The 26493-nt window shown below is 40.7% G+C and carries 27 protein-coding genes and 1 tRNA gene; 16 read left to right on the top strand and 12 right to left on the bottom strand.

All coding sequences use genetic code 11. From position 1 onward, the window contains the following. Nucleotides 1-7 precede the first annotated feature (7 nt). Both PHAL_RS0108640 and ilvC read right to left on the bottom strand, forming a co-directional pair. Nucleotides 8-1921, bottom strand: coding sequence for a methyl-accepting chemotaxis protein (locus PHAL_RS0108640; protein ID WP_016707994.1), 1914 nt, complete (start codon nt 1919-1921; stop codon nt 8-10). A gap of 197 nt (nt 1922-2118) precedes the next feature. Further along, nucleotides 2119-3591 carry a ketol-acid reductoisomerase gene (gene ilvC, locus PHAL_RS0108635; RefSeq protein WP_016707993.1) on the bottom strand — a complete coding sequence of 491 codons (1473 nt, stop codon included), beginning with the start codon at nt 3589-3591 and terminating at the stop codon, nt 2119-2121. A 162-nt stretch (nt 3592-3753) separates the two neighbouring features. Here ilvC and ilvY point away from each other — a divergent pair, with 162 nt between their 5' ends. The 5 genes from ilvY (at nt 3754) to PHAL_RS0108610 (ending at nt 8020) form a co-directional block, all read left to right on the top strand. Continuing rightward, nucleotides 3754-4668 (top strand): HTH-type transcriptional activator IlvY, encoded by a 915-nt coding sequence (ilvY, locus tag PHAL_RS0108630; RefSeq protein ID WP_016707992.1) that lies wholly within the window; start codon nt 3754-3756, stop codon nt 4666-4668. A 157-nt stretch (nt 4669-4825) separates the two neighbouring features. Next, nucleotides 4826-5683: a MipA/OmpV family protein gene (locus PHAL_RS0108625; protein ID WP_016707991.1), complete on the top strand. Its 858-nt coding sequence runs from the start codon at nt 4826-4828 to the stop codon at nt 5681-5683. A gap of 1 nt (nt 5684) precedes the next feature. Further along, nucleotides 5685-6071 (top strand): DUF3019 domain-containing protein, encoded by a 387-nt coding sequence (locus PHAL_RS0108620; protein ID WP_016707990.1) that lies wholly within the window; start codon nt 5685-5687, stop codon nt 6069-6071. A 14-nt stretch (nt 6072-6085) separates the two neighbouring features. Continuing rightward, nucleotides 6086-6778: a response regulator gene (locus PHAL_RS0108615; protein ID WP_016707989.1), complete on the top strand. Its 693-nt coding sequence runs from the start codon at nt 6086-6088 to the stop codon at nt 6776-6778. Between the two features lie 6 nt (nt 6779-6784). Next, entirely contained in the window at nt 6785-8020 is a 1236-nt protein-coding gene (locus tag PHAL_RS0108610; RefSeq protein WP_016707988.1) for an ATP-binding protein, read from the top strand. A 109-nt stretch (nt 8021-8129) separates the two neighbouring features. Here PHAL_RS0108610 and PHAL_RS0108605 read toward each other — a convergent pair whose 3' ends face one another. The 3 genes from PHAL_RS0108605 to PHAL_RS0108595 form a co-directional block, all read right to left on the bottom strand. After that, a complete protein-coding gene (locus tag PHAL_RS0108605) occupies nt 8130-8354 on the bottom strand; it encodes a DUF3820 family protein (protein ID WP_016707987.1) in 225 nt (74 codons plus the stop codon). A 117-nt stretch (nt 8355-8471) separates the two neighbouring features. Beyond that, the gene (locus tag PHAL_RS0108600) at nt 8472-8753 is read right to left on the bottom strand and encodes a hypothetical protein (RefSeq protein WP_016707986.1); all 282 of its coding nucleotides are present in this window, start codon (nt 8751-8753) and stop codon (nt 8472-8474) included. 287 nt (nt 8754-9040) lie between these two features. Next, nucleotides 9041-10612, bottom strand: coding sequence for a cation:proton antiporter family protein (locus PHAL_RS0108595; protein WP_029216083.1), 1572 nt, complete (start codon nt 10610-10612; stop codon nt 9041-9043). Between the two features lie 264 nt (nt 10613-10876). On the opposite strand from PHAL_RS0108595, the gene PHAL_RS0108590 reads away from it, so the two are divergent. Next, nucleotides 10877-11620 (top strand): sporulation protein, encoded by a 744-nt coding sequence (locus PHAL_RS0108590; RefSeq protein WP_016707984.1) that lies wholly within the window; start codon nt 10877-10879, stop codon nt 11618-11620. A gap of 64 nt (nt 11621-11684) precedes the next feature. After that, on the top strand, nt 11685-12137 hold the full coding sequence (locus tag PHAL_RS0108585; RefSeq protein WP_016707983.1) for a GNAT family N-acetyltransferase: 453 nt from the start codon (nt 11685-11687) through the stop codon (nt 12135-12137). A 35-nt stretch (nt 12138-12172) separates the two neighbouring features. On the opposite strand, the gene PHAL_RS0108580 is transcribed toward PHAL_RS0108585, so the two are convergent. The 6 genes from PHAL_RS0108580 to PHAL_RS0108555 all read right to left on the bottom strand — a co-directional run bounded on the left by PHAL_RS0108580 (nt 12173) and on the right by PHAL_RS0108555 (nt 17933). Next, nucleotides 12173-13525, bottom strand: a complete 1353-nt coding sequence (locus tag PHAL_RS0108580; RefSeq protein ID WP_016707982.1) for a sodium-dependent transporter — start codon at nt 13523-13525, stop codon at nt 12173-12175. Between the two features lie 214 nt (nt 13526-13739). Beyond that, nucleotides 13740-15032, bottom strand: a complete 1293-nt coding sequence (locus tag PHAL_RS0108575; RefSeq protein ID WP_016707981.1) for a sensor histidine kinase — start codon at nt 15030-15032, stop codon at nt 13740-13742. Between the two features lie 31 nt (nt 15033-15063). Further along, nucleotides 15064-15768 carry a response regulator transcription factor gene (locus PHAL_RS0108570; protein WP_016707980.1) on the bottom strand — a complete coding sequence of 235 codons (705 nt, stop codon included), beginning with the start codon at nt 15766-15768 and terminating at the stop codon, nt 15064-15066. A gap of 12 nt (nt 15769-15780) precedes the next feature. Continuing rightward, entirely contained in the window at nt 15781-16173 is a 393-nt protein-coding gene (locus PHAL_RS0108565) for a DUF3019 domain-containing protein (protein WP_016707979.1), read from the bottom strand. After that, entirely contained in the window at nt 16163-17023 is an 861-nt protein-coding gene (locus PHAL_RS0108560; RefSeq protein ID WP_016707978.1) for a MipA/OmpV family protein, read from the bottom strand. Before PHAL_RS0108560 ends, PHAL_RS0108565 begins: the two co-directional genes overlap by 11 nt. A 106-nt stretch (nt 17024-17129) precedes the next feature. Then, entirely contained in the window at nt 17130-17933 is an 804-nt protein-coding gene (locus PHAL_RS0108555; protein ID WP_029216082.1) for a hypothetical protein, read from the bottom strand. Nucleotides 17934-18050: 117 nt separating this feature from the next. Between PHAL_RS0108555 and PHAL_RS0108550 the strand changes: the two genes are divergently transcribed. Together PHAL_RS0108550 and PHAL_RS0108545 are read left to right on the top strand one after the other, a co-directional pair. After that, on the top strand, nt 18051-19229 hold the full coding sequence (locus PHAL_RS0108550) for a serine hydrolase domain-containing protein (RefSeq protein ID WP_016707976.1): 1179 nt from the start codon (nt 18051-18053) through the stop codon (nt 19227-19229). Continuing rightward, complete coding sequence (locus tag PHAL_RS0108545) at nt 19226-19702, top strand: SixA phosphatase family protein (RefSeq protein WP_016707975.1); 477 nt, start codon at nt 19226-19228, stop codon at nt 19700-19702. The genes PHAL_RS0108550 and PHAL_RS0108545 overlap by 4 nt, the downstream gene beginning before the upstream one ends. Nucleotides 19703-19796: 94 nt before the next feature. On the opposite strand, the gene yhbY is transcribed toward PHAL_RS0108545, so the two are convergent. Then, entirely contained in the window at nt 19797-20093 is a 297-nt protein-coding gene (gene yhbY, locus PHAL_RS0108540; RefSeq protein ID WP_016707974.1) for a ribosome assembly RNA-binding protein YhbY, read from the bottom strand. 88 nt (nt 20094-20181) lie between these two features. Here yhbY and rlmE point away from each other — a divergent pair, with 88 nt between their 5' ends. The 7 genes from rlmE to PHAL_RS0108505 all read left to right on the top strand — a co-directional run bounded on the left by rlmE (nt 20182) and on the right by PHAL_RS0108505 (nt 26471). Beyond that, nucleotides 20182-20811, top strand: coding sequence for a 23S rRNA (uridine(2552)-2'-O)-methyltransferase RlmE (gene rlmE / locus PHAL_RS0108535; RefSeq protein WP_016707973.1), 630 nt, complete (start codon nt 20182-20184; stop codon nt 20809-20811). Nucleotides 20812-20877: 66 nt separating this feature from the next. After that, nucleotides 20878-22821: an ATP-dependent zinc metalloprotease FtsH gene (gene ftsH / locus PHAL_RS0108530; protein ID WP_016707972.1), complete on the top strand. Its 1944-nt coding sequence runs from the start codon at nt 20878-20880 to the stop codon at nt 22819-22821. Between the two features lie 102 nt (nt 22822-22923). Further along, nucleotides 22924-23784: a dihydropteroate synthase gene (gene folP, locus PHAL_RS0108525; RefSeq protein WP_016707971.1), complete on the top strand. Its 861-nt coding sequence runs from the start codon at nt 22924-22926 to the stop codon at nt 23782-23784. After that, the gene (gene glmM, locus PHAL_RS0108520; protein ID WP_016707970.1) at nt 23781-25130 is read left to right on the top strand and encodes a phosphoglucosamine mutase; all 1350 of its coding nucleotides are present in this window, start codon (nt 23781-23783) and stop codon (nt 25128-25130) included. Before folP ends, glmM begins: the two co-directional genes overlap by 4 nt. Before the next feature lie 72 nt (nt 25131-25202). Continuing rightward, nucleotides 25203-25952: a triose-phosphate isomerase gene (tpiA, locus tag PHAL_RS0108515; protein WP_016707969.1), complete on the top strand. Its 750-nt coding sequence runs from the start codon at nt 25203-25205 to the stop codon at nt 25950-25952. A gap of 1 nt (nt 25953) precedes the next feature. After that, the gene (secG, locus tag PHAL_RS0108510) at nt 25954-26304 is read left to right on the top strand and encodes a preprotein translocase subunit SecG (RefSeq protein ID WP_016707968.1); all 351 of its coding nucleotides are present in this window, start codon (nt 25954-25956) and stop codon (nt 26302-26304) included. Nucleotides 26305-26386: 82 nt separating this feature from the next. Continuing rightward, a tRNA-Leu gene (locus tag PHAL_RS0108505) sits at nt 26387-26471 on the top strand. Nucleotides 26472-26493: the final 22 nt, after the last annotated feature.

Below are 26493 nucleotides of genomic sequence, written 5' to 3'. Positions count from 1 at the left end.
AACTGTGTCAGTGTTTTTCAAAGGTGGCAACTAAGCGCGCTAATGTTTGTGCACTTGTGGCGAGCCCTTTTATTGCTTGTTCGGTATCAATTTGCTCACGCATTGCTATGTCACTTATCTCACTAATTTGCTCAATATTACGTCCCACATCTGCAACTACGCTACTTTGCTCTTCAGTGGCGGTAGCAATTAATGTGGCCATATCATTGATCTCATTAGCTGTATTGGTAATTTCATCAAGCAACTGCACAGAGTTTTGCATCGCCGATACGCTGTGTTGTGCCTTGGTTTTTGACTGGGCAATGTGTTCTACTACATTTGTTGCTGTTGTTGCCAGCTCTTCAATCATAGTTTGAATTTCGGTAGTTGACTGCGATGTCCGATTAGCCAGTGCCCTTACTTCATCAGCGACGACAGCAAAGCCTCTACCGTGCTCTCCAGCCCGAGCAGACTCAATAGCGGCATTAAGTGCTAATAAATTTGTTTGCTCTGAGATACCGCGAATAGAGTCAACGATACTCGCAATTGTTTGGGTTTTATTTGCAAGCTCGCTGACTTGCCCTGTAATTGTATCTATTTCACTGGCAAGCGCCGTAATACTTTGCTGGCTTTGCATTACTTGCTGGTGGCTTTGTAACGTTGTTGCTTTACTGTCTTCGGTAAGTTTTGCTGCGGTTGCGGCGCTGTGGGCAATTTCTTGTACCGTGGCTCCCATTTCGTTGATAGCCGCTGCAACTGAAATTGTTTGCTCTTTTTGATTGTCCATCGCTTGAGAATTACGTTTAGCTTGAGTAAAGACCTGATCTGAGCTTTGACGAATTTCTAAACTCTCGTGCGATACTTGAGCAATTGCAGTTTCAATTTTATTAATGAACTGATTAAATCCATTTCCCAACGCGGCTAGCTCTGGTTGCTCACTGTGCGGTAAGCGATAGGCTAAATTCGCATCGCCAGAACCTAAACGGGTGAATAACTCTGCCATTTTTGACAGTGGTGAAGCTAAGGAGCGGGCAAGTAAAAAACTGATCACACATGCAAGTAGTGCAATAACAATGGCGAAACTTAAAATTTGCCATTGTAAGGTTGTGATCCCAGCAAATACTTCATTTTTTGACACCTGAGCAATCACATATAGCTGTGTATTTTTTATCGGGCTGGCTGCTATGAAAAATGTATCACCATTGAGTTCAACTTCTTGTAAGTTAAACTCATTATTAGTTAATAACCGACGACTAACTTGCGTACCATACAAAGAATCTAGGCTTGTTTTGCCCACAATGTTGGCATCTTGGTGGAGTTTAATCGAGCCGTCATTGTCAGCTATAAATACAAAACCAGTTTGCTCGATTGTAAATCTATTTAGCAGCGCTTGCATATCATCAATACTTTTTGCAAGCCCTGTTAAGCCAATACCATTTGTTTGTTGATGATTAACAAACATTTTCATATCACCATTAGGTTCTTGGTACAGACTAATAGAGTAGGGGAGTTGTGAATTTTTAAAATCAAAAAACCAATTATCTTGTTGGCGATCTAATACACGTAAAAAGCCCTCTTGATTCCAATACTGTGCTGTATCGCGATTAGCCCACGAAGCTGTAGCGAGGTCGTATTGTTTTACCACTCGGTTTAACTCAGTGACTAACGTTTGATCATTGCTATTGCCACTTTTTGCCCATTCTAAAATAAACGTGTTACTCGATAATTGCTCCGCAGCGCTGAGTAATTTATTAATTTCTAGACTAATGTAATTATCGATCGCCTGTAATTTACTGGGGAGTTCTGATTGGATCATGCGTTGTTCAATAATCGTTTTGGCTGATAACAGTGCGGTGATCCCGATTAAGCTGGCAACAGATAACGCAATTATGATCCCAAGCATCGTGATTTTTCGGGTGATAGTAAGACGTTGATAAGACATTGTGGGTACTAAAGTTACAAACTATTGGGTACATTTTAGCATGGTTTTTGCTGATTGTTCTATAACCAAATAGAGTAATAACTCACGAAGCAACTTAATCAAGGTTTTAGTTTAATTGTAAACACAATAGAAAAAGCCCACTGCATTTAGCATGTGGGCTTGGTTTCTAACAAGCGAAACTTTTATTGTCCAGGGTATTAAACAATCTTTTTCATCGCAGACATATAGCCGCGTAACTTAGTACCAATGATTTCAACCGGGTGCTCACGCAGCGATTTGTTGATGGCAATTAAGGTTTGGTTATCAACATGGTTACAACGCTCACCTAAACCGCGACCAATAACATCGGTGTCGATATTTTGCATAAAGTCTTGCAACAGTGGTAAGCATGCATGGTTATATAAGTAACAGCCATATTCAGCAGTATCGGAAATGGTACGATTCATTTCGAATAATTTTTTACGTGCAATGGTGTTAGCAATTAAAGGTGTTTCATGCAGTGACTCATAATATGCAGATTCAGCAATAATGCCTGCAGCTGTCATAGTTTCAAACGCAAGTTCAACACCAGCTTTAACCATTGCAACCATTAGAATACCGTTATCGAAAAACTCTTGCTCAGTGATTTCAACATCACCAGCAGGGGTCTTTTCAAAATTAGTTTCAGCAGTTTCAGCACGCCATTTTAATAGGTTTGCATCATCATTTGCCCAATCTTCCATCATTACACGAGAGAATGTGCCGTCGATGATGTCGTCCTGATGTTTGTTATAAAGTGGACGCATGATGACTTTTAATTCTTCACTTAATTCAAACGCTTTCACTTTTGCAGGGTTTGATAGACGGTCAAGCATATTGGTAACACCACCATATTTAAGTGCTTCGGTGATCACTTCCCAACCATATTGAATAAGTTTTGACGCGTAACCTGCATCAATGCCTTTTTCAATCATTTTATCAAAACATAAGATTGAGCCTGTTTGTAACATACCGCAAAGGATGGTTTGTTCGCCCATTAAATCAGACTTAACTTCAGCAATAAATGATGATTTTAATACCCCTGCACGGTGGCCACCGGTGCCAGCAGCGTAGGCTTTCGCTTGCGCTAAACCATGCCCTTGTGGGTCATTTTCAGGATGAACAGCGATAAGTGTTGGTACACCAAAACCGCGTTTATATTCTTCACGTACTTCAGAGCCTGGACACTTAGGGGCAACCATAATAACAGTGATGTCTTCGCGTATTTGCATACCTTCTTCAACAATGTTGAAACCATGTGAGTACGCAAGCGTTGAGCCTTGTTTCATCATAGGCATGATTGCATTTACGACGGCTGTATGTTGCTTATCAGGTGTTAGGTTTAAAACTACATCAGCAGTTGGGATCAACTCTTCGTAAGTGCCAACAGTAAAACCATTTTCTGATGCATTTAAAAATGATTGACGACGTTCGCTAATCGCGGAATCACGTAATGTGTATGATACATCTAAGCCCGAATCACGTAAGTTAAGGCCTTGGTTTAAACCTTGTGCGCCACAACCAACAATCACTAACTTTTTACCTTTAAGTGCATCAACGCCATCGGCAAATTCAGCCGGGTCCATAAATTCACATTGTGCTAGTTGTGCTAGCTGCTCACGTAAAGGAAGAGTATTAAAATAATTCGCCATTGTTAGTATCCTATCTATTTCATATTTTGTTAGATGCAAAGCATTTTGCCTTGCTTAAAGCTACCATAAGGAAAATTTAGCCTTGCGTAAAATGATATATTTGCATTAGAGTATTTCATAAAATGAAATATGGTGATTTTAGAATGCCAATGAGAGAGTCGAATGGATCATAAACGCTTACATTACTTTTTAGCTTTAGCGAAAACTTTGCATTTTGCTCGGGCAAGTGAACTTTGTCATATTAGTGCGCCAACACTTAGTCGTAATATTAAACAGCTCGAAGATGAAGTGGGAGTAACCTTATTCAGCCGTGATAATCGCAGTGTAAAGTTAACCCGCGAGGGAGAATCGTTTATTGATTATGCAAATGCGACCTTGACTAACTGGCAGCGTTTTCGCTCGAATGTACAGGATCCGGAGCAGACTATTTATGGAAAAGTGAGCATTTATTGCTCGGTTACGGCATCTTATAGTTTTTTACATCACATGTTAGAGCAATTGCGTTTGCAACATCAGCATATTGAAATAAAACTCAATACCGGCGATCCGGCTGTTGCCATTAATCGTGTACTGGATGGCCATGAAGCTATGGCAATTGCTGCGAAACCCGATAAGTTACCTGCACAAATTGCATTTGCGAGTATTGGTTATTCGTCCTTGGTGTTTATAGCCCCGCGCAATGCATCATTGATCACGCAAAAGCTGGCTCAGTTTGGCGATAAAATTGATTGGTCTGAACTGGAGTTTATAGTACCGGAGCAGGGGTTTACCCGTCAGCGGTTAGAGCAATGGTGGCGTAAACATGGTATTAACGCCAAGATATACGCACAAGTGGCAGGACATGAAGCGATGGTATCTATGGTGAGCTTAGGCTTAGGTATTGCCATGGTGCCAAAAATTGTATTAGATAATAGCCCGTTGAAAGACCGTGTGCAGATTTTAAGCGATCAAAAAGAAGCGCCACCCGGTTTTGAAATTGGTTTGGCTGTGTTACATAAAGCATTACCTGACGCGGCATTAAAGGCGTTGTGGGAAATCGCGCAATCGTTAAAAGATGTCAATAGCTTAGGTAATTGATTTATGCTTTAAAGGCTTGTCTGATAACCGTCGAGTTTACCTGAAATAAACCCACATGTATCAAAAGTGTAAATGATTGTAATCAGCTAGGGATTAGTTATTAATAGCTTGCTATTATAGGCCACTAGCTTGGGCTTTCTTGGCATAAATAATAATAATGAAGTTGAATATTTATACTCATATTGTACTTTGCATGTCTCTTTGGCTTGCTACGCCTTGTGTTGCGCAGCAGTCAGAAACGGACCCTGTGCAAAACATCACTACGGATCAGTGGCATTTGAGTCTTAATTTTGGCTTAGGTGTGATGAGTAATCCGTTATCCGGCGGAGACGATCTCCCTTTGGTCGTGATCCCTGAAGTAGCTTATTATGGCGAACAATTCTTTTTTGATAACGGTCGCCTAGGTTATAGCCTGACAGAAGACGCTTCGCATGTATTTAATATCGTAAGTGAATTTAATCCGGAAACGCGGTTTTTTGTAGATTGGCATCCTAGCAATATTTTTCCATTAACGTCTGCTAATTCATTAGCAACGAGTAATAATGAATTACAAATTCAACAGCCTCGACTTGAAATTGCTCAGTTAGAGAAACGTAAATGGGCACTTGATGCAGGCGTGAGCTATCATTATGTGAACCAGCAACATGTTTTTTCAGTACAGACATTAGCAGATATATCTGGTGTTTATGAAGGCTGGCGTGCAGCATTGCAATGGCAAATGCATAACAACATTGGTGAACTTGCTATTAAACCAAGTATAGGGATTTGGTATAAATCGGCAGCACTGAATACGTATTTTTATGGTGTAAAGGAAAAAGAGTCTTCAACGGGTGCAATTGAGGTTGGTAGTAGCTGGCAGCCTTATGCTAAAATAGATGCCCGTTGGCCATTTAATGACACCAACTCTTTGCGTTTCCATTTGGCTTATTATGATTATTCGGCCTTAGATGACAGTCCGCTGTTTGAGCAAACGTATTCCATGACTGCCTTTATAGGATTCGATCATATTTTTTAATATGAAGTATTTACAACTTGGTGTGTGCATCGTTTTTTTGCTAGCTTGGCCAAAGCAGGCGGTCGCAAAAAAAGATATATTAACAGTATCCCCAAAAGTCTGTGTGGTTTCCGAACAACAAGAATTCTGTGATCTTGATTTGAAATTTGCTCTAAATATACCCTATAAAATGGATGTATGTTTGTATCATGAACAGCAACAAATACAATGTTGGCAACAAGTTACCACAGAGCACTTCAATCATAAAGCGCGTGTTCAGGTTGAAACAATATACTCCCTAATTAATCCTCACACGGATGAACTGCTGGCGACAACACGTATTGAAGTACAGAGTACTCGCGCTAAAACCACTCGGCGCAGATTACGTTCACCGTGGAGCTTTTTTTAATCTTGGAGCTGCAAATGGCAAAGATCTTACTTGTAGAAGATGATTTAGGGTTACAGCAATTAACTCGTGATTATCTTGAAAATAATGGCCTTGAAGTGGCGGTGTTAGACCGTGGCGATGAAGTATTTACTTATCTAGAGAACAATCCTGTTGATTTAATGATCCTTGACGTTATGCTACCTGGTAAAGATGGCTTTAGTGTTTGCCGACAAGTGCGCGACAAATTTAGTCTCCCTATATTGATGTTAACTGCTAAAGGTGAAGACTTTGACCAGGTGATCGGTTTAGAGTTAGGTGCAGACGATTATGTTATCAAGCCCGCGGAACCAAGAGTATTACTAGCCCGTATTAGCGCACTTCTACGTCGCGGGCAAGCCTCAGTAAAAGCGCCAGAAGAACTACAATTTGGTGATTTAGCGATTGATAAAACCAGTCGTATTGTGCGATTAAAAAATAACGAAATTACACTTACTTCCCATGAATTTGAACTACTTTGGTTATTAGCTTCAAATGCAGGTGAAGTATTGAGTCGCGAACATGTACATCAACACATGATAGGCCGCCAGTATGATGGCTTAGATCGTACCGTTGACGTTCGTGTATCGCGGATTCGTAAGAAGCTCGGTGATAACAGCGATAAACCTTACCGCATAAAAACGGTTTGGGGGCAAGGCTATCTATTTGTTTCCGACGCTTGGGGTATGTAACTGTTAATGGGGAAACTATTCGCAAGTTTATATTTGTATATTATAGTTTCCCTGTTTTTAGTCAGTGGGGTGATTGAACAACTTTGGCCTTACGAAGATACCCAACAGCAGCTTTCACTCGACGATGAGTTTGGCCAATCTCTTTGGCTATTAACACAAAGTCCTGAAGGCCTTGACAACATCGCTTTGCGATTTGACAGCGAAATAGTTCAAAAGCAAGACCTCATGCTGCCTACAGAGCAACAGCAAGAACTCACCCAGAACCACTATATTTATGTATTTGATCAGCAGCAACGCGCTATTTGGTATATTACACTGGGTGATGAGAAATTATTGCAGGTGGGGCCAATTGTTGTCGCTTCGCCTGTATTTCCATCGGTTTGGCCATATTTGTTACTGCTTTGTGTAGTAGGCATTCCGGTCGGTTTGTGGAGTTTTTTGTTATGGCGCGACTTTGCCAAATTACGTTTGGCGTGTGAAGCTGTTGATGGTTCGCAAGATTTTGAATTGAGCGAGACCTCTAAATCGTTCTTCTTACCAATCACAGATACGTTAAATGCGATGCAGCAGCGCATACAGCATTTATTAACCGCGCAGCAAGAACTGACATCATCAGTTTCACATGAATTTAGAACACCACTGGCCCGCTTAAAATTTGCTTTAGCTATGCTAGAAGATAGAGTGACTGATGAAAAAGCATTTGATTATATTGATAATATGCAACAAGATATTATTGAGTTAGAGTCGCTAGTTAAAGAAATGCTCGATTATGCTCGCCTTGATAGCCAACAACCAAATCTGAAAGTACAGACATGTAATCTAGTGCAATTGTTAGAAAGTGTTATTGCTAAGCTTGATTTTGCAACCCAGATCCAACTTAATACACAGCTACCGCAACAGTGCACATACGTTTGTGATAGTCATTTTATTGCTCGTTGTGTACAAAATTTAGTAGGCAATGCACTTAAATATGCCCGCCATGAAGTAAGGGTCAGCCTTATAGAAAATGCCCAGCAAGTAATTATAAGTGTCGAAGATGATGGTCCCGGCATAGAGCAAGAGCAGTGGGATATGGTATTTAAACCCTTTGCCCGACTTGATAAAAGTCGCGATAAAAAAACCGGTGGCTTCGGGCTCGGTTTAGCAATTGTGGCAAAAATAGTTTCTTGGCATCAAGGGAGTTGCGAATTATCATATTCGCAGCTCGGTGGGGCTAAATTTACGATTAGCTTACCTAAGTAAGATATAGCGAAAAAAAAAGCGCCATCAAGGCGCTTTCCAACGGTTAAAACCAAAATCAACAAGTAGCAATATAATAGACCGGCTAAATGTTGCTAAGTTCCATAATTTTTTAATTTCTTTTTTTATTTTCTAATAACGGCATCAGCATTTCTTCTAAACCATTGAGCTTTACTTCATACATCATCGCTAATTGTGCACCTAAGGTTCCATGAGGAAAACCTTGTTGCTTAAACCAGACTAAATATGGCTCAGGTAATAACAATAATGGACGACCAGCATATTTCCCAAATGGCATTTTAGTATTGATCGCTATTTTTAAAAGTTCGGGATCCATAACAGGACTTTGATTGCTAGTTCAGGTAAGTAGTGTATTACAAATGAGGGGAAGAAAATAGGCTGTGACGGGCATGAAACAGCCTATTTAATGAGGGAAGTAGGCCCTCATTATTTACTAGTGGATTTGATGTTGTTGTTTTTTAGAAAATCCGAGTTGTTCGAGTCTGTTTATAATTGATGGATCATCAATGCGATTTGGAGTTTCACTGTCACGCAAAAAATGATCTTCTGGTACTTGGTACGCATCAAGCATTTTTTGGAATAATACAGCGCGCATTGTTAACGCTGTCATCCCATTTCTTTGTATTTCATCAAGGCGATTTTGAAGTTCAACCAGTTTTGGATTGGTTAAATCATCCGCCACGGCTTGAAACTTTGTAGCAAACTTATTTTTCATCTAAAAACCTTATTTAATAGCAAAGAGTAAAGTGTTGATGAATACGTATGTTAAAGCATGGCAAAGTTATTTTTGTGCTAAAAAGAGATACTTACGGATTAACCAACAAACGCAGTGTACTCTTTTTTCATGGCTAAATGCTAATCTGGATGTAAAGCTTTGTAAATGCGCTTGACTCTTATTTAGGAACCATTAAAGAGTTGTTTTAGACGTCTAGATGTAAGGTTATGATAATTAGATGAAAATAGTTCTCAGTACCTAGCCTGATACTGAGAACGATATTTACATTAAGAAAATAATTTTTGTTTTACATGTTCAGCAAAACCACTACCAGCTTCTAAATAGAAGTTATAGGTGGAATCAACGCCCATATCTTCCAGTTCTTTTTGTTGATCAGGGTAGTTGGCAATCGCTGTAACTTGACCTTGATAGCCCGATGCTTTTAGTTGCTCTAAGGCAAAAATATTTTGCATATGCTTTGGCATCGCCAGCATGATCATCTCTACATGGGAATGATTTACCCGCTGCCAGAAGTCTGGATCGGTGGCATCAGCTAATAGTACTTTGCGCCCGCGACTAACATGTTTTTCAACAACTTCGGGTTTGATGTCTACACCAGCTACAACACCTGGGTGAGTAATATGGATAGTTTCGTACGCACCAGTGCCAATTCGACCCATACCAAAAATAACTATTTTGGTATCATTTAAATTTACGGGGAGTTCTTCAGCTAAACGGGTTGGACTTTCAAAACGCATCAACCACGCTTCTATTTTTACATAAATTTCGTTAGAGCGCTTATTCAGCGGAGAAGCGACAATAAAGGTGATAGATACGGCAATCGCCATTACTGCAAGCCACTCTGCGGTAATTAAACCACTACTGGCTGCTACCATGCAGACGATAAGACCAAACTCACTATAATTAGCAAGGCTAAACGAGGTTAATAAAGAAGTCCGCGCGCGTAATTTAAAGGCATTTGTTAATACATAATATAAAACCACTTTAATTGGTAGAACCAATACAATGATAGTCGCTATCATAAGAGAGTTAATGGTCAGTTCTGCACCTAAGCCTATGGTTAAGAAAAACCCGACTAGGAGAATTTCCTTTAGGTTAAGTAATGATTTGGCAAGTTCGCTGGCTTTTTTATGAGGAGCAAAAATCATCCCTATGATTAACGCGCCTAAGTCGCCTTTTAAGCCAGCAAACTCAAACGCGTTGTAACCAACTACCAGTGCAAAGAAAAAGCCAAATAGTGGAAGTAACTCACCGTGTTTAGAGCGATTTAACACCCAAAACATGACAGGTCTTAATAACGGTAAGGCCACTAAAAGAGCAAAGGCCCAACCATTAGGTGTTTTACCTGTGCTGATAGCAAGAAAGATGACGGCGAAGATATCTTGCATAACCAAGATACCAATGGCAATTTTACCATGTAGACTGGCCATTTCGCCGCGCTCTTCAAGTACTTTAACGGCAAATACGGTACTGGAAAAGCTAAAAGCAAAACCAACAAGTAACGCACTTTGCCAGCTAAGATCAACAAATAATGGTAATGAAAGAGCACCAAGTAGCAGCATTAAACTGCAAAAAATAGCGCTACTAAGAATAATATGCAACGAGGCAGGCGCCCAAACCTGGGGTTTCATAAGCTGGCCTACCTTTAGTTTTAAACCAATACTAAATAGCAGTAATGTGACCCCTAAATTAGCTATCGTATTAAGTAACTCCGTGGTTTTAAAGCCTGATAGGTTGAGCACAAAGCCAGCAATTAGAAAGCCGATTAGTGGGGGGAGTTTCAGTTGATAAACGGCAAAGCCACACACAAATGCGACTGCAAAATATAATAGTTCCATAATTCTTAGTATCACTTCATTTGGGGTGTCAGTGTAGCGAAATATCAGCATTTATGAAAATCATTCGTGCATATTGTGTGTATAAAGTAGACCCATAGCGGTGAGTTGTGTATGAAAAATGTGCAGTTAGTCAGTTATTCATATAAAAAGTCAATAAATAGCTATTTTTTCACTGACAGCAGCTTTTAAATATGGTTAAGATGCAGTAACAAAGGAATTTAAGCGTGATTTAGGGTTAAGCGAATTAGCCTTAAGGAGAAAAATATGTTTAAAAAGATTCTTGCATCAGTCGGTATTGGTGCAGCTAAAGTGGATACAGTGCTTGAGACTGAGCATTTGCAGCCTGGGCAGCTTTTTAATGCCCAGATCGTTATCACCGCAGGGGATGTAAGCCAAGAAATTACAGGTCTAGATCTAGCGCTAATGACGCGAGTCAAAGTTGAAGGTGAAGACGGTGCTTATTTTACTAATCATATTATTGATAAGTGGCGTATTACAGAGATAGGCACTATTGAGCCGGGGCAGCAAAGGCATATTCCATTTGAAGCTCGCTTACATTCTGAAACTCCGATCACCGAAATCAATGCAGGGTATAATCACTCACACGTTTGGCTAGAAACGGGGTTGGACATTGATTTAGCGCTCGATCCTAAAGATAAAGACCCGTTACATATTTATCCAAATGACGCAGTAACGACGTTTATGCAAGCAATGGAAAAATTGGGCTTTAGCTTGCTTAAAGCGGATGTTGAAAAAGGCTTTTTACGTGCCAGCACATTTAACTCTGTTTCTGGGTGCTACCAAGAGCTGGAATATAAACCAAATAGCCGCAGCTTATTTGGCATTCAAGAAATTGAGTTGTCATTTGTGCCAGAGGCTCACAAAACACACGTGTTAATTGAACTTGACCGTGGTTTTCGTGGCGATGGTTATGTAGATTTAACTATAGAGCATGACCATGTAAACCTGTCGCATTTATGTGATCAGTTAGAACGTTTACTTGCATAGCTAATTAGTTTTCATTTGATCGGTAGCCCAGCTTTGACTGGGCTTTTTTATGTTAGGAGTTTCTATGCAGTTAGTTGCTAAGGTATTTTCAGAGCTTAATACACCTGAGCTGTTTGCTATTATGCGTACTCGAGTAGATGTGTTTGTGGTTGAGCAGCAGTGCCCTTATCCTGAATTAGACGATGTTGATTGTATGGCAACCACACAGCACCTTTATTGGATAGCGTCGCAGCAGTTAGGTGCTTATGCCCGTTGTTATAATAAAAATGAGCAGTACAGTGCGATTGGCCGTGTGTTAATTGAAAAATCTCAGCGAGGACAAGGATTTGCGGCATTGTTGGTTAAAGAAGCTATTCAGTGCTGCTTTACTCATTGGCCAAGCAAAGACATATACATAGGTGCGCAAACATATTTACTGAGTTTTTATCAGTCTCTGGGCTTTCAGTGTACTGGAGAGCCTTATTTAGAAGATGGTATTGAACATCAAGATATGATTTTAAAAAACCGCTCAGTGTAGAGCGGTTTTCTAGTTCAGCGTGGTTTGTGATTAATTTAGCCTAGCAGTGAGCTGATAAACACCAAACCAATGGCGATTGGGCAAATAAACTTAATATACCATGGCCATATTTTCCAAAATAGGCTGTTAGCTACGTCTGGGCAACCTTGCTTAATTTCATTAAGTAATGAATTGCGATACCAGATCCAGCCGACAAATAAACAGCACATCAAGCCTAAAATAGGCTGACCAAATTTAGTGGTTAGCGAAACAACTAATCCAAATAATGTTTCAAGGTTAAGCACGATGCTAAAGCTGATCAGCATAATGATAATACCAATTAACCAAGTTGCAGTAACACGACCAAGCGCAAAACGTTCTACTGCATAAGATACTGGGGCTTCTAGCATTGAAATAGACGAGGTTAATGCGGCGATACTCATTAAAGCAAAAAATGCAAAGGCAACGAATAAGCCCATCATACCCATGCCATCAAATAGTGCAGGTAATACTTGAAAAACTAAGGTGTCTTCAGAAAGTAACTTGCCGTTGGCCGAGAATATTTCAACTCCTTGCGCTTGTGCAACATACATCGCAGGAATAATTAGTAAGCCGGCAACAAAGGCGATAAATACATCAATAAGGGTAACATAGGCACCAAGAGAGACGAGGTTTTCTTTTTTGCTAATATAAGAGCCGTAAATAATCATTACACTGGTGCCTAGCGATAATGAGAAAAAGGCTTGGCCAAGGGCACTAACTAGCAACTCAGGGTCTAAAATTGATTTAAAATCAGGTACTAAGTAAGCTTTTAGGCCTGTCATCGCCCCTTCTTGCAGCATGACATAAACAATCAATGCAAATAAAATTGATAACAACGCAGGCATTAAACGTTTTGACCACTTTTCTATGCCATTTTCAACCCCGCGACTAATAATTGCCACAGTGAGAATGATAAACCCGGCTGTAAATATGAGGTTTCTTGATAGTGATTGTTCACTTAACCATGTTGAAGCGGTTTCGCTGCCTGCTAGCGTGGCAATAGGTTCAATGGTTGCACTGATCATCCAACCAGCCACAATAGCATAAAAGCTAAGAATCAAACCGGCACAAATAATACCACCAAAACCAACTATAAACGCAAACCACTTTTGGCTTGATGAATTTGAAATTTTACGTAATGAACTCACCGCATTGGCTTGGCCGTGACGACCAATTGTAAGTTCTGCCATCAATGCTGGATACGCTAAACAAAATGCTAAAATGAGGTACGCAATCAAAAAAGCGGCGCCCCCATTGCTCGCGGTTTGGGTTGGAAATCCCCAAATATTACCAAGCCCTACAGCAGAACCTGCTGCGGCCATAATGAATCCAAAACGGGAGCTAAACTCCCCTCTGACTGCGCTCATAATTATTAATTCTTCTCTATTTTGTGACGGCGCTGACAATCTACTGTAATTGTTAAAAAATAAAAAGCTCTTATTGAGTAGATTTTCAAGGTACTGTATGCAATAGCAATTTATAAATAGTGATCGCTATTTAGTGGTATCCATGAAAACACGCTATCCATTTGTTTTATATTAATATATTCAAAGTTAGTCACTGTAAACTGTAACATTAAAGTTACAATTGCTGTGCGTTATGTATTTTGAGCGTAAAACACGCACCTGCTAGTTTTTTACTGCGGTTTACCGTGATTTCACCGTGATGCCAATCAACCACTTTAGCAACAATAGCCAGACCTAAGCCATAACTTTTATCTGCTCGGTTACGGTGAGTTTGCTCTTGAAAGAAAGGGCTGAACACTTTATGCCAATTTTTTTCTGCGATACCTGGGCCATCATCTTCAACGGTTATGATGAGCGTTTGTTCTTTGCTATAGGCGGTTAAAATGATTTTGTGTTTTGCAAAGTCACAGGCATTAGATAATAAGTTGGTAATGGCACGAGCCAGCCAATGTAAATCAGCATGGATCTGGCTGTTATCGCAAATCACTTGCAAATCCAGTTGTCGTTGCAGTAATTTGGGCTCCAGCTGTTGTACTATAGTGTTTAAGTAACTACTTGATTCGGTATCTGAATAAGTTAGCTGATTGGCTTTTTGTTCTAAAGTAGCAAAGGCTAAATAGCTTTTAAGCATGGACTCCATTTGGTCTAAGTCAGCTTCCATACGATGTAGGTAATGTTTTACCTTCTCTTGGTTAGGGCTATCCAGCGCTGCATCAAGACCAAACCGCAGGCAAGCAATAGGTGTGCGAATATCATGAGATAAGCTCGTTGCCATAAGCTTGTTTTCATCGAGTAATTTTTCTATCTGACTTGCCATGCGATTAAATGTAAGTTCAACATCTTTTATATAGGTAAAATGTGATACTCGAATGCGGGCATGTAAATCGCCGTTGGCAAACTTTTTAGCGGCTTCGTTGACCACTCCTAGTCGTTTCGCTAAAGGGGCGATAATAAATCCCATGAACACACATAAGCCAGCATAAAACAGCAGGGTAAGTAGCATATCATTTTGCTGGTCTTGTTCATGGGGCTTTTCTAGACGTAGTTTTAGGTGAAAAGGGGCGAGCGCATCATTACTGTAAAGCAGGTAAAAGCCTTCTTGATCTTCTAGAGTTAATCCGCCATCGGCATTGATTTGCTCTAATAACGAAGGTGGCAGTGCTAATGACTGTGTGGCCCGATAGCTCAACCCTAATGAAAATTGCTCTGCAAGCATGGCCGTATGTTCAGCTCTTTGTTGTACTGGTTGAGCCGCAATTTGTTGGCTAAAGCCCATTAGCAATTTGCTTTGCAGTGCAAATTCATCTTGGCTGGTATGGGTTTGTTGGCTAAATGCATCAATGAGCCAGCCTAACACCACAATTGAAAGTAACGCACTGCCTAGTAAAGATAAATAAAACTTTTTCATAGTATGATGAACCAAGCTTTTTTAGTGGTCACTACCATGCGTTGGCGACCAATAAATAGCCTCGGCCCCAAATTGTTTTGATTTTTTCAGGGTGTTGTGGATCATCGTTAAACTTTTTGCGCAGCGCAGAGATAAGCACATCAACGCTGCGATCAAGTCCATCGTACTCTCGCCCTTTAGTGGCTTTAAACACAGCATCGCGGGAGACCACTTGTCCCGCATTACAGGCTAAGTAATGCAGCAATAAATATTCGGCGCTAGAAACACCTTGCTCAATGTCATTAATAAAGACATTGCGAGACTGTGTATCGATTTTTAAAGAGCCCACCTGCACAATTGTTTCATCCGTTGTCGGCTCTGAGTTGTCGTTTGTTGTGCGCAGTGCTGCTTTTATACGAGCTAGTAAGGCGCGTGGTCGTACGGGTTTCATAATATAATCGCTGGCACCCACTTCAAGACCAATAACTTCATCCATTTCTTCGTCTCTGGCGGTGAGCATGATAATTGGATGTTGATAAAATTGACGCAGTTCGCGGCAAACACTTATACCATCTTGGCCGGGTAACATAATGTCGAGTAAAATTAAGTCTGGTTTTAGTTCTTTAACATGACTAACCACTTGATCGCCACGCTCACAAATATGTGTTGTGTAGCCTTGATCGGTTAAATACTCTGCCACCCATTGAGCTAACGAGCTGTCATCTTCAACAAGTAATATTGTGCCGTAATTATTCATACTATTCTCGTTTTAAAAAAGGCGCCAGCGGCGTTTCTTTTGGCGATTTTGATAAACCCATTGCAACTGTACTTGTGTTGTAGCAATGGTTTTACCGTTATCACTGTTAATTAATTCAAATGAAATACTTTCAACTGAGTCAAAAGCATAATTTAGTTGACCACTTTTTTGCCTGAGCCAACATTGCATTATATGCTTAGAGGTGGCGTCACGTAAGCAGTAGTTACCTATGTCGTCCTGTTGCCAGTTTAACTCAATATCAGCATAACAGTTGCGTCCCTCACGCAGCGCTACACAGGTATCGGGCAAAGCAATTAATGACGAGTCTTGAGTCTGCTCATCATTGGCTAATACTGGCTTAGCGCTTAGTAATAAGCAGATGATGGCGGAAGCTTTAAAATACATAACGCACGCCTACCATGGCTTTGTGCTGATAGCCTTGTGAAACGATAGGGCTGTTGGTTATTTCATCCGAAAACCAAGTAGATAGCCAGCCGCCAAGAAACACCCAATGTTGATTTAGTGGGTATTCAGCATGAAACTCAAAAATAAAACTGACAGCGGCATCATCCGTTTGATAAACGGGGCGTGTTGCGGTTGCTTCATCTGCAGTGATGCCAAAATAATAGTTGGTAAAATCAGCCGAGTAAGCACTTAAGCCAACACCTGTACGAAATTCCCAATTTTGCCAAGGTAAGATATGGCTAAAAAAGCTATTTATGACCCAACCGTTATGTGCATTGGAAATATCATGTAAATATTCGAAAGAAATTTGCGAGTTTTCAAAACGGCGGGTGAGTCGCAGGCCGGTATCAAAATCATATTTACGGCTACGTATTCCTTTTAGCTCTGGTACAACCCCGGTATTATAAAAGTCGAGTCCGGTTTCATCAAATCCGGCTTGCACATTAGTGCCCAGAATATCAAGATCCCAATCATATTTATTGATTATGCTATAACCAATAATAATACCGCCGCTTAGTTGGCTGTGGTCAATATCTAAGTAAAAACGTTCGTAGGAAACGGCAAGGTTAATATCAAGTTCTAGACCATCACTGTACGAGTCCATGCCAACTAAATAAGAATCTTCAATGTAATAGCCCGTTCCAGCACTCCAGTCCCATGCGAAACCTGACGTTGGCTCTAAGGTATTATCGGCATAATAACGGTTACTCGCATGACTATCAGTACTCCATACACCCACACAGATCAATAATAACAGTAGTTTCTGTAGGGGGAGTAGGTTACGTTGCATCAATGATCCAAAATTAATTAAGCAGTTATTAACTTGTATTATATTGTCAAAGAGTACCCTTGAACTGTAAAAAATTGTAGCCAGTAGTGATTATCTAAACATTGGCTCAATGTACTTTAATTTTATCGATCAAAATACTGCTCAAATAATAGTGCATCATCGGCGTTAGGGCACTCACTTCAGTACGATTACACGGTCCTTGTAGTTTCGTTAAACTGGTCATTTTTGATATTGTTTTATATTTAGGGATATCAACTTCTTGAGTTGCTCGTGCTAAACGTGCTTGGTCAGTGTTTTGTTGATGGACAAATGTGGCTACCTCTAACTCATTACTAATTACTTGCTCTTCACTAAAGCTATAGATGAGTGGCTCACGGTGAAAACTGGCGCTATCAATTGATGACTTACCAAACCACACAACATCACCAGAGGCTCGATGAATAAGTCGCATGCTAACTTCACCATTGATTGTTGCGCACTGTTGAATAGGGTATAGCTGGGCAACGTTATCAAATAAAGCATAGGGTTTTACCGGTGGCTGAATTTTATATTTAGTATCTTCGATAAAGTTAAGTTCTAACTGGTGTATAGCAAGTGTGTAATCACTATCACCTTGGTCAATTACGCGCAGATTCATCGTTGTTAATGCATCGGTAATTTGTTGGAACAAAGTATCTGTCACACTCGCTTTATCAGCAACGACTTTCACTGTTTGATTACGCGTTATTTTATGGGCAGGTAATTGTACAGATTTTACTTTTGGTGAAGCGTGCTCCGTTTCATAAGAAACTTGATAGCTTTGGCTTTTTAATTGCGGTTTGACTGGCATTTCTAAAGGCGCAGCAGGGGGGGGGGCAGTCACACAAGCTGTTGTAATGAAAGTGAAAAATACAATTGATAAATAACGAATAAACACTGTAAAACCCTTTAAAAACTCAATAATCACGATATTGTACGTTAGTCTTAGTAAAACTTCATGGTATTATGAAGCCACAAACGTCTTAATTTAGATTAAAATAATAAAATAATGAAGACCCTAGTACCGTTTATATATGCTTTTTCTTTACTTGTCTGTTTAGTGTTATTCCCGACACTGGTTTATGCCGATGATCAACAGTGGCGTGAACTCATCAAAGATTATAATCAACATCTTGAACATAAGTTAAAAAGTAAGGGGATCCCAGGGGCTGCTTTATCGATTGTTAATGGCCCAGATCAGAGCTATGTGCAGGGTTTTGGTGTTACAAAGCTGAATAAAGGGTTACCAGTTAATGCGCATACTCGATTTCGTTTAGCATCGGTTTCTAAAACATTTGCAGGCTCACTTAGTGCAAAGCTAGCTGTTGAAGGCAAATTTTCTTTAGATGATCCGGTAAGTAAGTACATCCCTGCCTTTATCAATACTGGATATAAAAATGATTTAAAAATCTTTCATTTATTGAGTCACTCTAGTGGATTGGTGCCAAATGCGTATGACAATCTAATTGAGTCAAGAATGAGTTACCCTGATATTGTTGAAAAGTTGCTAAGTGTTAAGCCAATTTGTCAGCCAGGGCAATGTTATGGTTATCAAAATGTGATGTTTAGCCTAATTGATGAAGTGATCCAAGCCAGTACACAGATGGATTATTCGCGGTGGCTAAATGAGTTTATCTTCTCGCCGCTGCGTATGAAAGATGCCAGCCTAGGCTACGCAGCCATGGTAATTGATGATAACTATGCCTATCCCCATGTAAGAGGACGAAAACGTTGGCATACCGCTAAATTGAAAAAAAATTATTATAAAGTACTGCCAGCCGCAGGGGTTAATGCCAGTGCGAGTGATATGGCTATATGGTTAAAAGCCCAATTAGGCTATTTTCCAACCGTCTTATCAAGCGACGAGTTAGCTACGCAAACAAGACCTTACACACATACTAAAAAAGAGTTACGCCGTAGAGTATGGAAAAAACATCTTACTGAAGCCTATTATGGTTTAGGGTGGCGAGTGTATGATTATGACAACGAAACGCTTTATTATCATAGTGGTTGGGTACAGGGGTATCGTAGCGACCTTGTTGTAATTCCGCACTTAAATATAGGCTTTAGTTTGATCCTCAATGCTGAAACTGGCCTTATTAATGAATTAACCACAGAGTTTATTGATCGCGCATTAGCTTACAAACGTGCGCAGCAAGTTACGGCGTATCAAGAGGAAAATAAATGAATTATGTTTTAGCAAGTTTACTCTTTTTATTTGCAGCTAACATAAGCGCAGCACCCGACGCTATTTTTTTATTTCGCCATAGTGAAAAGTTAGCAGGTAAAAACCCACCTCTTTCAGAGGCTGGTAGGCAAAGAGCCGAACGCTTGTTCAATTTGTTTGGTGAGGTAAAACCAAGCACCATCTATAGCACAGATTATAATCGTACCATTGAGACCGCCGCTCCTTTGGCAGAATATTTTGGCCTGAGTGTTAACACGTATAAGCCAGGTGATTTAGCTCAATTTACAAAAACGGTACTTGCCCAAAGCGGCATCGTGGTTATTGTGGGGCACAGTAATACCACCCCAGAATTAGCGCAGTTAATAGCGCAAGTGCCTGTTGAAAAAATGCCAGAAACTGAATTTGATCGCTATTTTATCTTACAAAAAGCGGAACAAGGCTATCAGTTAAGAAGTTTGAAGATGAATTTTTAAGCACCTCAATATATTTCTTTACAATTTATTGGTAGCTAAGCGCAGACATAAAAAAACCAGCGAAAGCTGGTTTTTTTTGCAAATGGAGAAATAATTAATTACGTGGTAATTGAATTTTCTTTTCTTCACTTTGGCGATAAAGTACAAGTGTGTGACCGATTGACTGTAATTTCTCAGCACCCGTCTCACGAATAATAGCTTCAAAAATCAGGGCTTTAGTTTCACGATCATCTGTTGGTACTTTTACCTTGATAAGTTCGTGAATTTCTAAGGCGCTTTGAATTTCAACTAATACACCCTCTGTTAAACCGTTAGAACCTAGTAGTACAACAGGTTTTAGAGAGTGTGCTTGACCTTTTAAAAACTGCTTTTGTTTGTTCGATAATTTCATGTTGTTACAAATTTTGCTGAATATGGCTTGAATTAAGGGTATTCTAACGCCATCTAAAGAATATTACTAATTAGTTGCGTGTTAATTTATGACGAATAAAAAACTTTCGGCCAGTTCACAGCGATGGTTGAAGGAACATTTTGATGATCCTTATGTTCACGAGGCACAAAAGAAAGGTTGGCGTTCTCGTGCGATTTTTAAACTCGACGAGATCCAAAATAAAGATAAATTACTACGCCCAGCCATGACGGTGGTTGATTTGGGAGCTGCCCCTGGAAGCTGGTCACAGTATTTAGCTGAGAAAGTAGGCGATAAAGGGCAAGTTATTGCTTGTGATATTTTGCCTATGGACTCACTGGCCGGCGTTGATTTTTTACAAGGAGATTTCCGAGAAGAAGCTGTTTTAGATGCGTTATTAAATCGCATTGATGGTAAGAATGTTGATGTGGTGCTCTCTGATATGGCACCGAATATGAGTGGTAATAGCTCAGTTGACCAAGCTGGCAGTATGTATTTAGTGGAATTAGCATTAGATATGTGTAGTCAAGTTTTAAAGAAAAATGGTGCATTTGTGGTTAAAGTATTCCAAGGTGAAGGCTTTGATGAGTTCTTAAAAACAGTGCGTGATAGCTTTAAAACTGTAAAAATCCGTAAACCCGACGCCTCGCGTGCACGATCGCGTGAAGTATATATAGTAGCGACAGGCTACAAACTGTAGTACAGTTGTCAGGCGTTTAGTTGAATTTAAATTAATTGGATACAAGAGGTTAACCCCTTGAGCGATATGGCGAAAAATCTAATACTCTGGCTGGTCATTGCAGTTGTGCTAATGTCAGTGTTTCAGAGCTTTAATGGCGGCGATCAAGCAGATCGTCAAACTAGTTACAGTCAATTTGTAAAAGAGGCTCGTAGTGGCTCTATACAAGACGTATCAATGGATAGAACCACAGGTACGATCACAGGCGTAAAATCAAATGGTGAGCGTTTTCAAACCATCATGCCTATTTATGATGAATACATTCTCAACGATTTAATAAAAAATGGTGCGGATGTAAAAGGTGTTAAACCTGAAGAGCAATCGTTCTTAGCTAGCATCTTAATTTCATGGTTCCCGATGTTATTACTGATTGGGGTATGGATTTTCTTCATGCGCCAAATGCAAGGCGGTGGTGGCAAAGGAGCCATGTCGTTTGGTAAGAGTAAAGCGCGACTAATGAGCGAAGACCAAATTAAAACCACCTTTGCCGATGTAGCAGGTTGCGATGAAGCAAAAGAAGACGTCACAGAGCTGGTTGATTTCTTACGTGACCCATCGAAGTTTCAAAAACTCGGTGGCAGTATTCCTAAAGGCGTACTGATGGTAGGTCCTCCAGGTACTGGTAAAACTTTGCTTGCTAAAGCCGTTGCTGGTGAAGCGAAAGTCCCATTCTTTACTATATCAGGTTCTGATTTCGTAGAAATGTTTGTAGGTGTTGGTGCATCGCGTGTTCGTGATATGTTCGAACAAGCGAAAAAAGCAGCGCCGTGTATTATCTTTATCGATGAAATTGATGCTGTTGGCCGCAAGCGTGGCGCTGGTATGGGTGGTGGTCACGACGAGCGTGAGCAAACACTTAACCAAATGCTAGTTGAGATGGATGGCTTTGAAGGTAACGAAGGGATTATCGTGATTGCCGCGACTAACCGTCCTGATGTACTTGATCCAGCGCTACTTCGCCCTGGTCGTTTTGACCGTCAAGTTGTGGTGGGTTTACCTGATATTCGTGGTCGTGAACAAATCCTTAAAGTACATATGCGTAAAGTACCATTAGGTGACAACGTTGAAGCCTCAGTTATTGCGCGTGGTACACCCGGTTTCTCTGGCGCTGATTTAGCAAACTTAGTTAATGAAGCTGCGCTTTATGCTGCACGTGGTAATAAGCGTGTTGTTAGCATGGCTGAATTTGATGCCGCTAAAGATAAAATCATGATGGGTGCCGAACGCAAAACCATGGTGATGAGCGAGAAAGAAAAAGAAATGACTGCGTACCATGAAGCAGGTCACGCAATCGTTGGTCGCATCGTGCCGGAACATGATCCTGTTTATAAAGTATCAATTATTCCACGTGGCCGTGCTCTTGGTGTGACTATGTACTTACCTGAGCAAGACCGTGTTAGTCACTCTAAAGAACTATTGGAGTCTATGATTTCAAGTTTATACGGTGGTCGAATCGCGGAAGCGCTTATTTACGGTGAAGATAAAGTCACTACAGGTGCAAGTAACGATATTGAACGAGCAACAGATATTGCCCGTAAAATGGTTACTCAGTGGGGCCTTAGTGAGAAGTTAGGTCCGTTAATGTACACTGAAGACCAAAATGAGATGTACATGGGCGGCGGTAGTAGCCGTGCTATGAGCATGTCAGATGAAACGGCTAAAGAAATTGATGCGGAAGTGCGTTTGCTATCAGATCGAAACTATCAGCGTGCCGAGCAAATCTTAAAAGATCATATTGATATCTTACATGCTATGAAAGATGCATTAATGAAATATGAAACAATTGATGCGAAGCAAATTGATGATCTAATGGCTCGTCAACCAGTGCGTGAGCCACGCGATGCTCATGACCGTCGTGATACGTCAGATAAAAAACCTGTCGTTGAAGAGACAAAAGTGCAGCCGGTTGTTGAAAAAGACGACAAATCAGCTCAAAAAGATGAAACAAATCTTGATGATAAAGCTGAATAACAGTTAAAATAGCAGAACGAAAAGCCCCGATTGTCGGGGCTTTTTTGTTACAGAATAAATAAAGTATAAATATCAATGCAATGGATGTATTGAAGGTGATAGATGACCACAGTTGATTTACCAAGAGGTCGCAGTTTACACCTCACTACCCCAGTCATAATGGGGATTTTAAATGTCACTCCTGATTCTTTCTCAGACGGCGGTCGCTACTATCAAACAGACAGCGCTGTCATAAAAGCTCAAACCTTATTAGCCGACGGCGCTACCATACTCGATATTGGCGGTGAATCAACGCGTCCAGGCGCGCCAGATGTAAGTCTGGATGATGAATTAGCCAGAGTTATCCCTGCAATTGAGGCAATTCGTAGCCACAGTGACAGTACCGTTAATAATTGCATCATTTCGATTGATACCAGTAAAAGTGAAGTAATGCGTCAAGCCATTTTCGCGGGTGCAGATATAGTTAACGATGTACGTGCACTTCAAGAGCCAAATGCGCTGGCAACCGTTGCACAGCACCCTGATGTTGCTGTGTGCTTAATGCATATGCAAGGGCAGCCACGTAGTATGCAGACAGCTCCACAGTATGATGATTTATTCCGTGAAATAAATGATTTTTTTACGCAGCGGATCAAAGCATGCGAAACAGCGGGGATTCAGCGGCGGCAACTTATTCTAGACCCCGGATTTGGCTTTGGTAAAACTCTCAGCCATAACTACCAATTACTGGCACGATTTGATGAATTTAACCACTTTGGTTTACCCGTTCTGGCAGGGCTCTCGCGCAAGTCAATGATTGGCAACTTATTAAATAGACAAACAAACGAACGCCTTGCTGGAAGTTTGGCAGGGGCATTAATAGCAGCGCAAAACGGCGCAAAAATTATTCGTGTACATGATGTAAAAGAAACCGCAGATGTGCTTGGCGTATGGCAAGCGTGCGAACAAGGAATTAAACAATGAGTGAAAGAAAATATTTTGGCACCGATGGTGTACGTGGCATGGTGGGTGAATACCCAATTACCCCTGAATTTGCACTTAAGTTAGGCTGGGCGGCAGGTCGAGTCTTGTCACAAAATGGCACTAAAAAAGTCATCATAGGCAAAGATACCCGTATTTCAGGCTATATGTTAGAAACCTCACTTGAGGCAGGATTAATTGCTGCAGGTATTGATGTGGTATTACTTGGTCCTATGCCAACACCGGCTGTTGCATATTTAACGCAGACCTTCCGTGCTGAAGCGGGTATTGTGATCAGTGCTTCTCATAACCCTTATCATGATAATGGCATTAAGTTCTTTTGTGGTCGAGGCTTAAAATTAGCTGATGAAGTTGAACAACAAATTGAAGCGATGCTTGATGAGCCAATGACGTGTGTAGCGTCTGACAAATTGGGTAAGGCTCGTCGTTTAGAAAGTGCTGATGGTCGCTATATTGAATTTTGTAAAAGCCAGTTCCCACAAGGCTTATCGTTAGAAGGCTTAAAAATAGTTTTAGATTGCGCTAATGGTGCAACCTACCATATAGCACCTTCAGTGATGCGCGAGCTGGGCGCTGAGATAATTTGTCATGCATGCGAGCCTAATGGCGTAAATATCAACCTAGAGTGTGGTGCTACTCATGTTGATGCACTAAAACGTAAAGTATTAGAGCATAACGCGGACGTCGGTATTGCCTACGACGGTGATGGGGACCGCGTAATGATGGTTGATCACAATGGGCGTGTATTTGACGGCGACGATATTGTTTACATTATTGCCTGCCAAGCAGCGAACGATGACATGCTAGGTGGTGGCGTTGTTGGAACTGTAATGTCAAATATGGGCCTTGAAAATGCACTCAAAGCAAAAGGCATTGAGTTTGCTCGTAGTAAAGTGGGTGATCGTTATGTAATGGAACTATTACAAGAAAAAGGTTGGAAGATTGGCGGCGAAAGTTCTGGTCACGTATTAAACCTTGATCTGATAAGTACTGGTGACGGCATTATTTCAAGTCTGCAAGTACTCGCTGCAATGGTTGCACAAAATCGCACACTTAAAGATTTAGGTGCAGGCTTTGTAAAATACCCGATGAAGATGATTAATGTGCGTTATAAGGCAGGCACTGATCCAACACAAGCCCCAGCAGTTATTGCTGCAGTTGCTCAAGTAGAAGAGCAACTTGCAGGAAAAGGCCGTGTATTATTACGTAAATCGGGTACTGAACCGGTTGTTCGTGTCATGGTTGAAGCCGAAGAAGAGAAAGTAGTACTTGATAATGCACAAAAAATTGCTGCAGTTGTCGAATCTATGAGCAAACAAACTGATTAATAACAATAACCTCTTGTAACTTTGGGCGAGTCGAGTTACTATCTCGCCCGCTTTCTAATATGGAGTGGGAAAATGGCAATACGCAAGCCGATGGTCGCAGGCAATTGGAAAATGAACGGCTCAAAAGAGTTAGTACAGCAATTATCTGAGGCAATCAACAACGTAAAATCAGATGAGATCAACGTTGTGGTGTTTCCACCATATCCATTGTTACCAATGCTAACGGCAACCGGGGTAGCAACAGGAGCGCAAACGGTTTCTGAAAATGAACCGGGTGCATTTACTGGTGAAGTTGATGCGCAATTAATTAAAGATTTAGGTGGCGAATATACATTAGTTGGCCATTCTGAACGCCGTAGTATATATGGCGAAAGTAATGACATTGTGGCAGCTAAGTTTGCACGTGCACAGCAAGTAGGTTTAACACCTGTTTTATGTGTAGGCGAAAGTGAGCAAGAGCGTGAACAAGGTCAAACTGAATTAGTCGTTGCTGCACAAATTGATGCAGTAATTAATAAATTAGGTCTAGCAGCACTGAAAGATTCTGTGGTAGCATACGAGCCCGTTTGGGCCATTGGCACAGGTAAGACTGCATCGCCTGAACAAGCACAGCATGTGCACAAATTTATCCGTGATAAAATTGCTTCTTTAGATAGTGATTTAGCACAAGGGCTGACCATTCTTTACGGTGGCAGCGTGAATGAAAAAAATAGCGAATTATTATTTGCACAACCAGATATAGACGGCGGCCTGATTGGCGGTGCTAGTCTAAAAGCAGATTCATTCACTGCAATCTGCAATAGTGCAAAAAGGACCGTATAAGATGTACGAAATTTTATTAGTAGTTTATTTAGTTGTCGCTTTAGCACTTGTTGGTATGGTTTTAATTCAACAAGGTAAAGGCGCAGATATGGGGTCATCATTTGGTGCTGGAGCCTCAGGAACTGTATTCGGTTCATCTGGTGCTGGTAACTTTATGACTAAAACAACGACTATCTTAGCCAGTGTTTTCTTTGTGCTAAGCATTGTATTAGGTAACTTAACTGCAGGTCAGATCAAAAAGACTGATGAGTGGGAAAACCTAGAAGCAGCGCCAGTAGTTGAAACAGTCACTCCTGCAGCTGATGATGTTCCAGTAACATCAACTAAAGAGCAATCTGACGTACCAAATTAATACTTGAAAAAGGTATCGTTAAACGATTTATACTCCTCAGATAAATCAGTGAGTTTAACAATTTAGCGAAAGCTTAAAAAATGCGGTTGTGGTGGAATTGGTAGACACGCTACCTTGAGGGGGTAGTGCTTTCGGGCGTGGGGGTTCAAGTCCCCCCAACCGCACCATATTAGAAAAGCCAGTAACAGT

The organism is Pseudoalteromonas haloplanktis ATCC 14393 (genome assembly GCF_000238355.1).
In the GTDB taxonomy this organism is placed as follows: Bacteria; Pseudomonadota; Gammaproteobacteria; order Enterobacterales; family Alteromonadaceae; genus Pseudoalteromonas; species Pseudoalteromonas haloplanktis.
The sequence above is the reverse complement of the archived record's forward strand: the minus strand, read 5'-3'. Positions and strand labels throughout refer to the sequence as shown.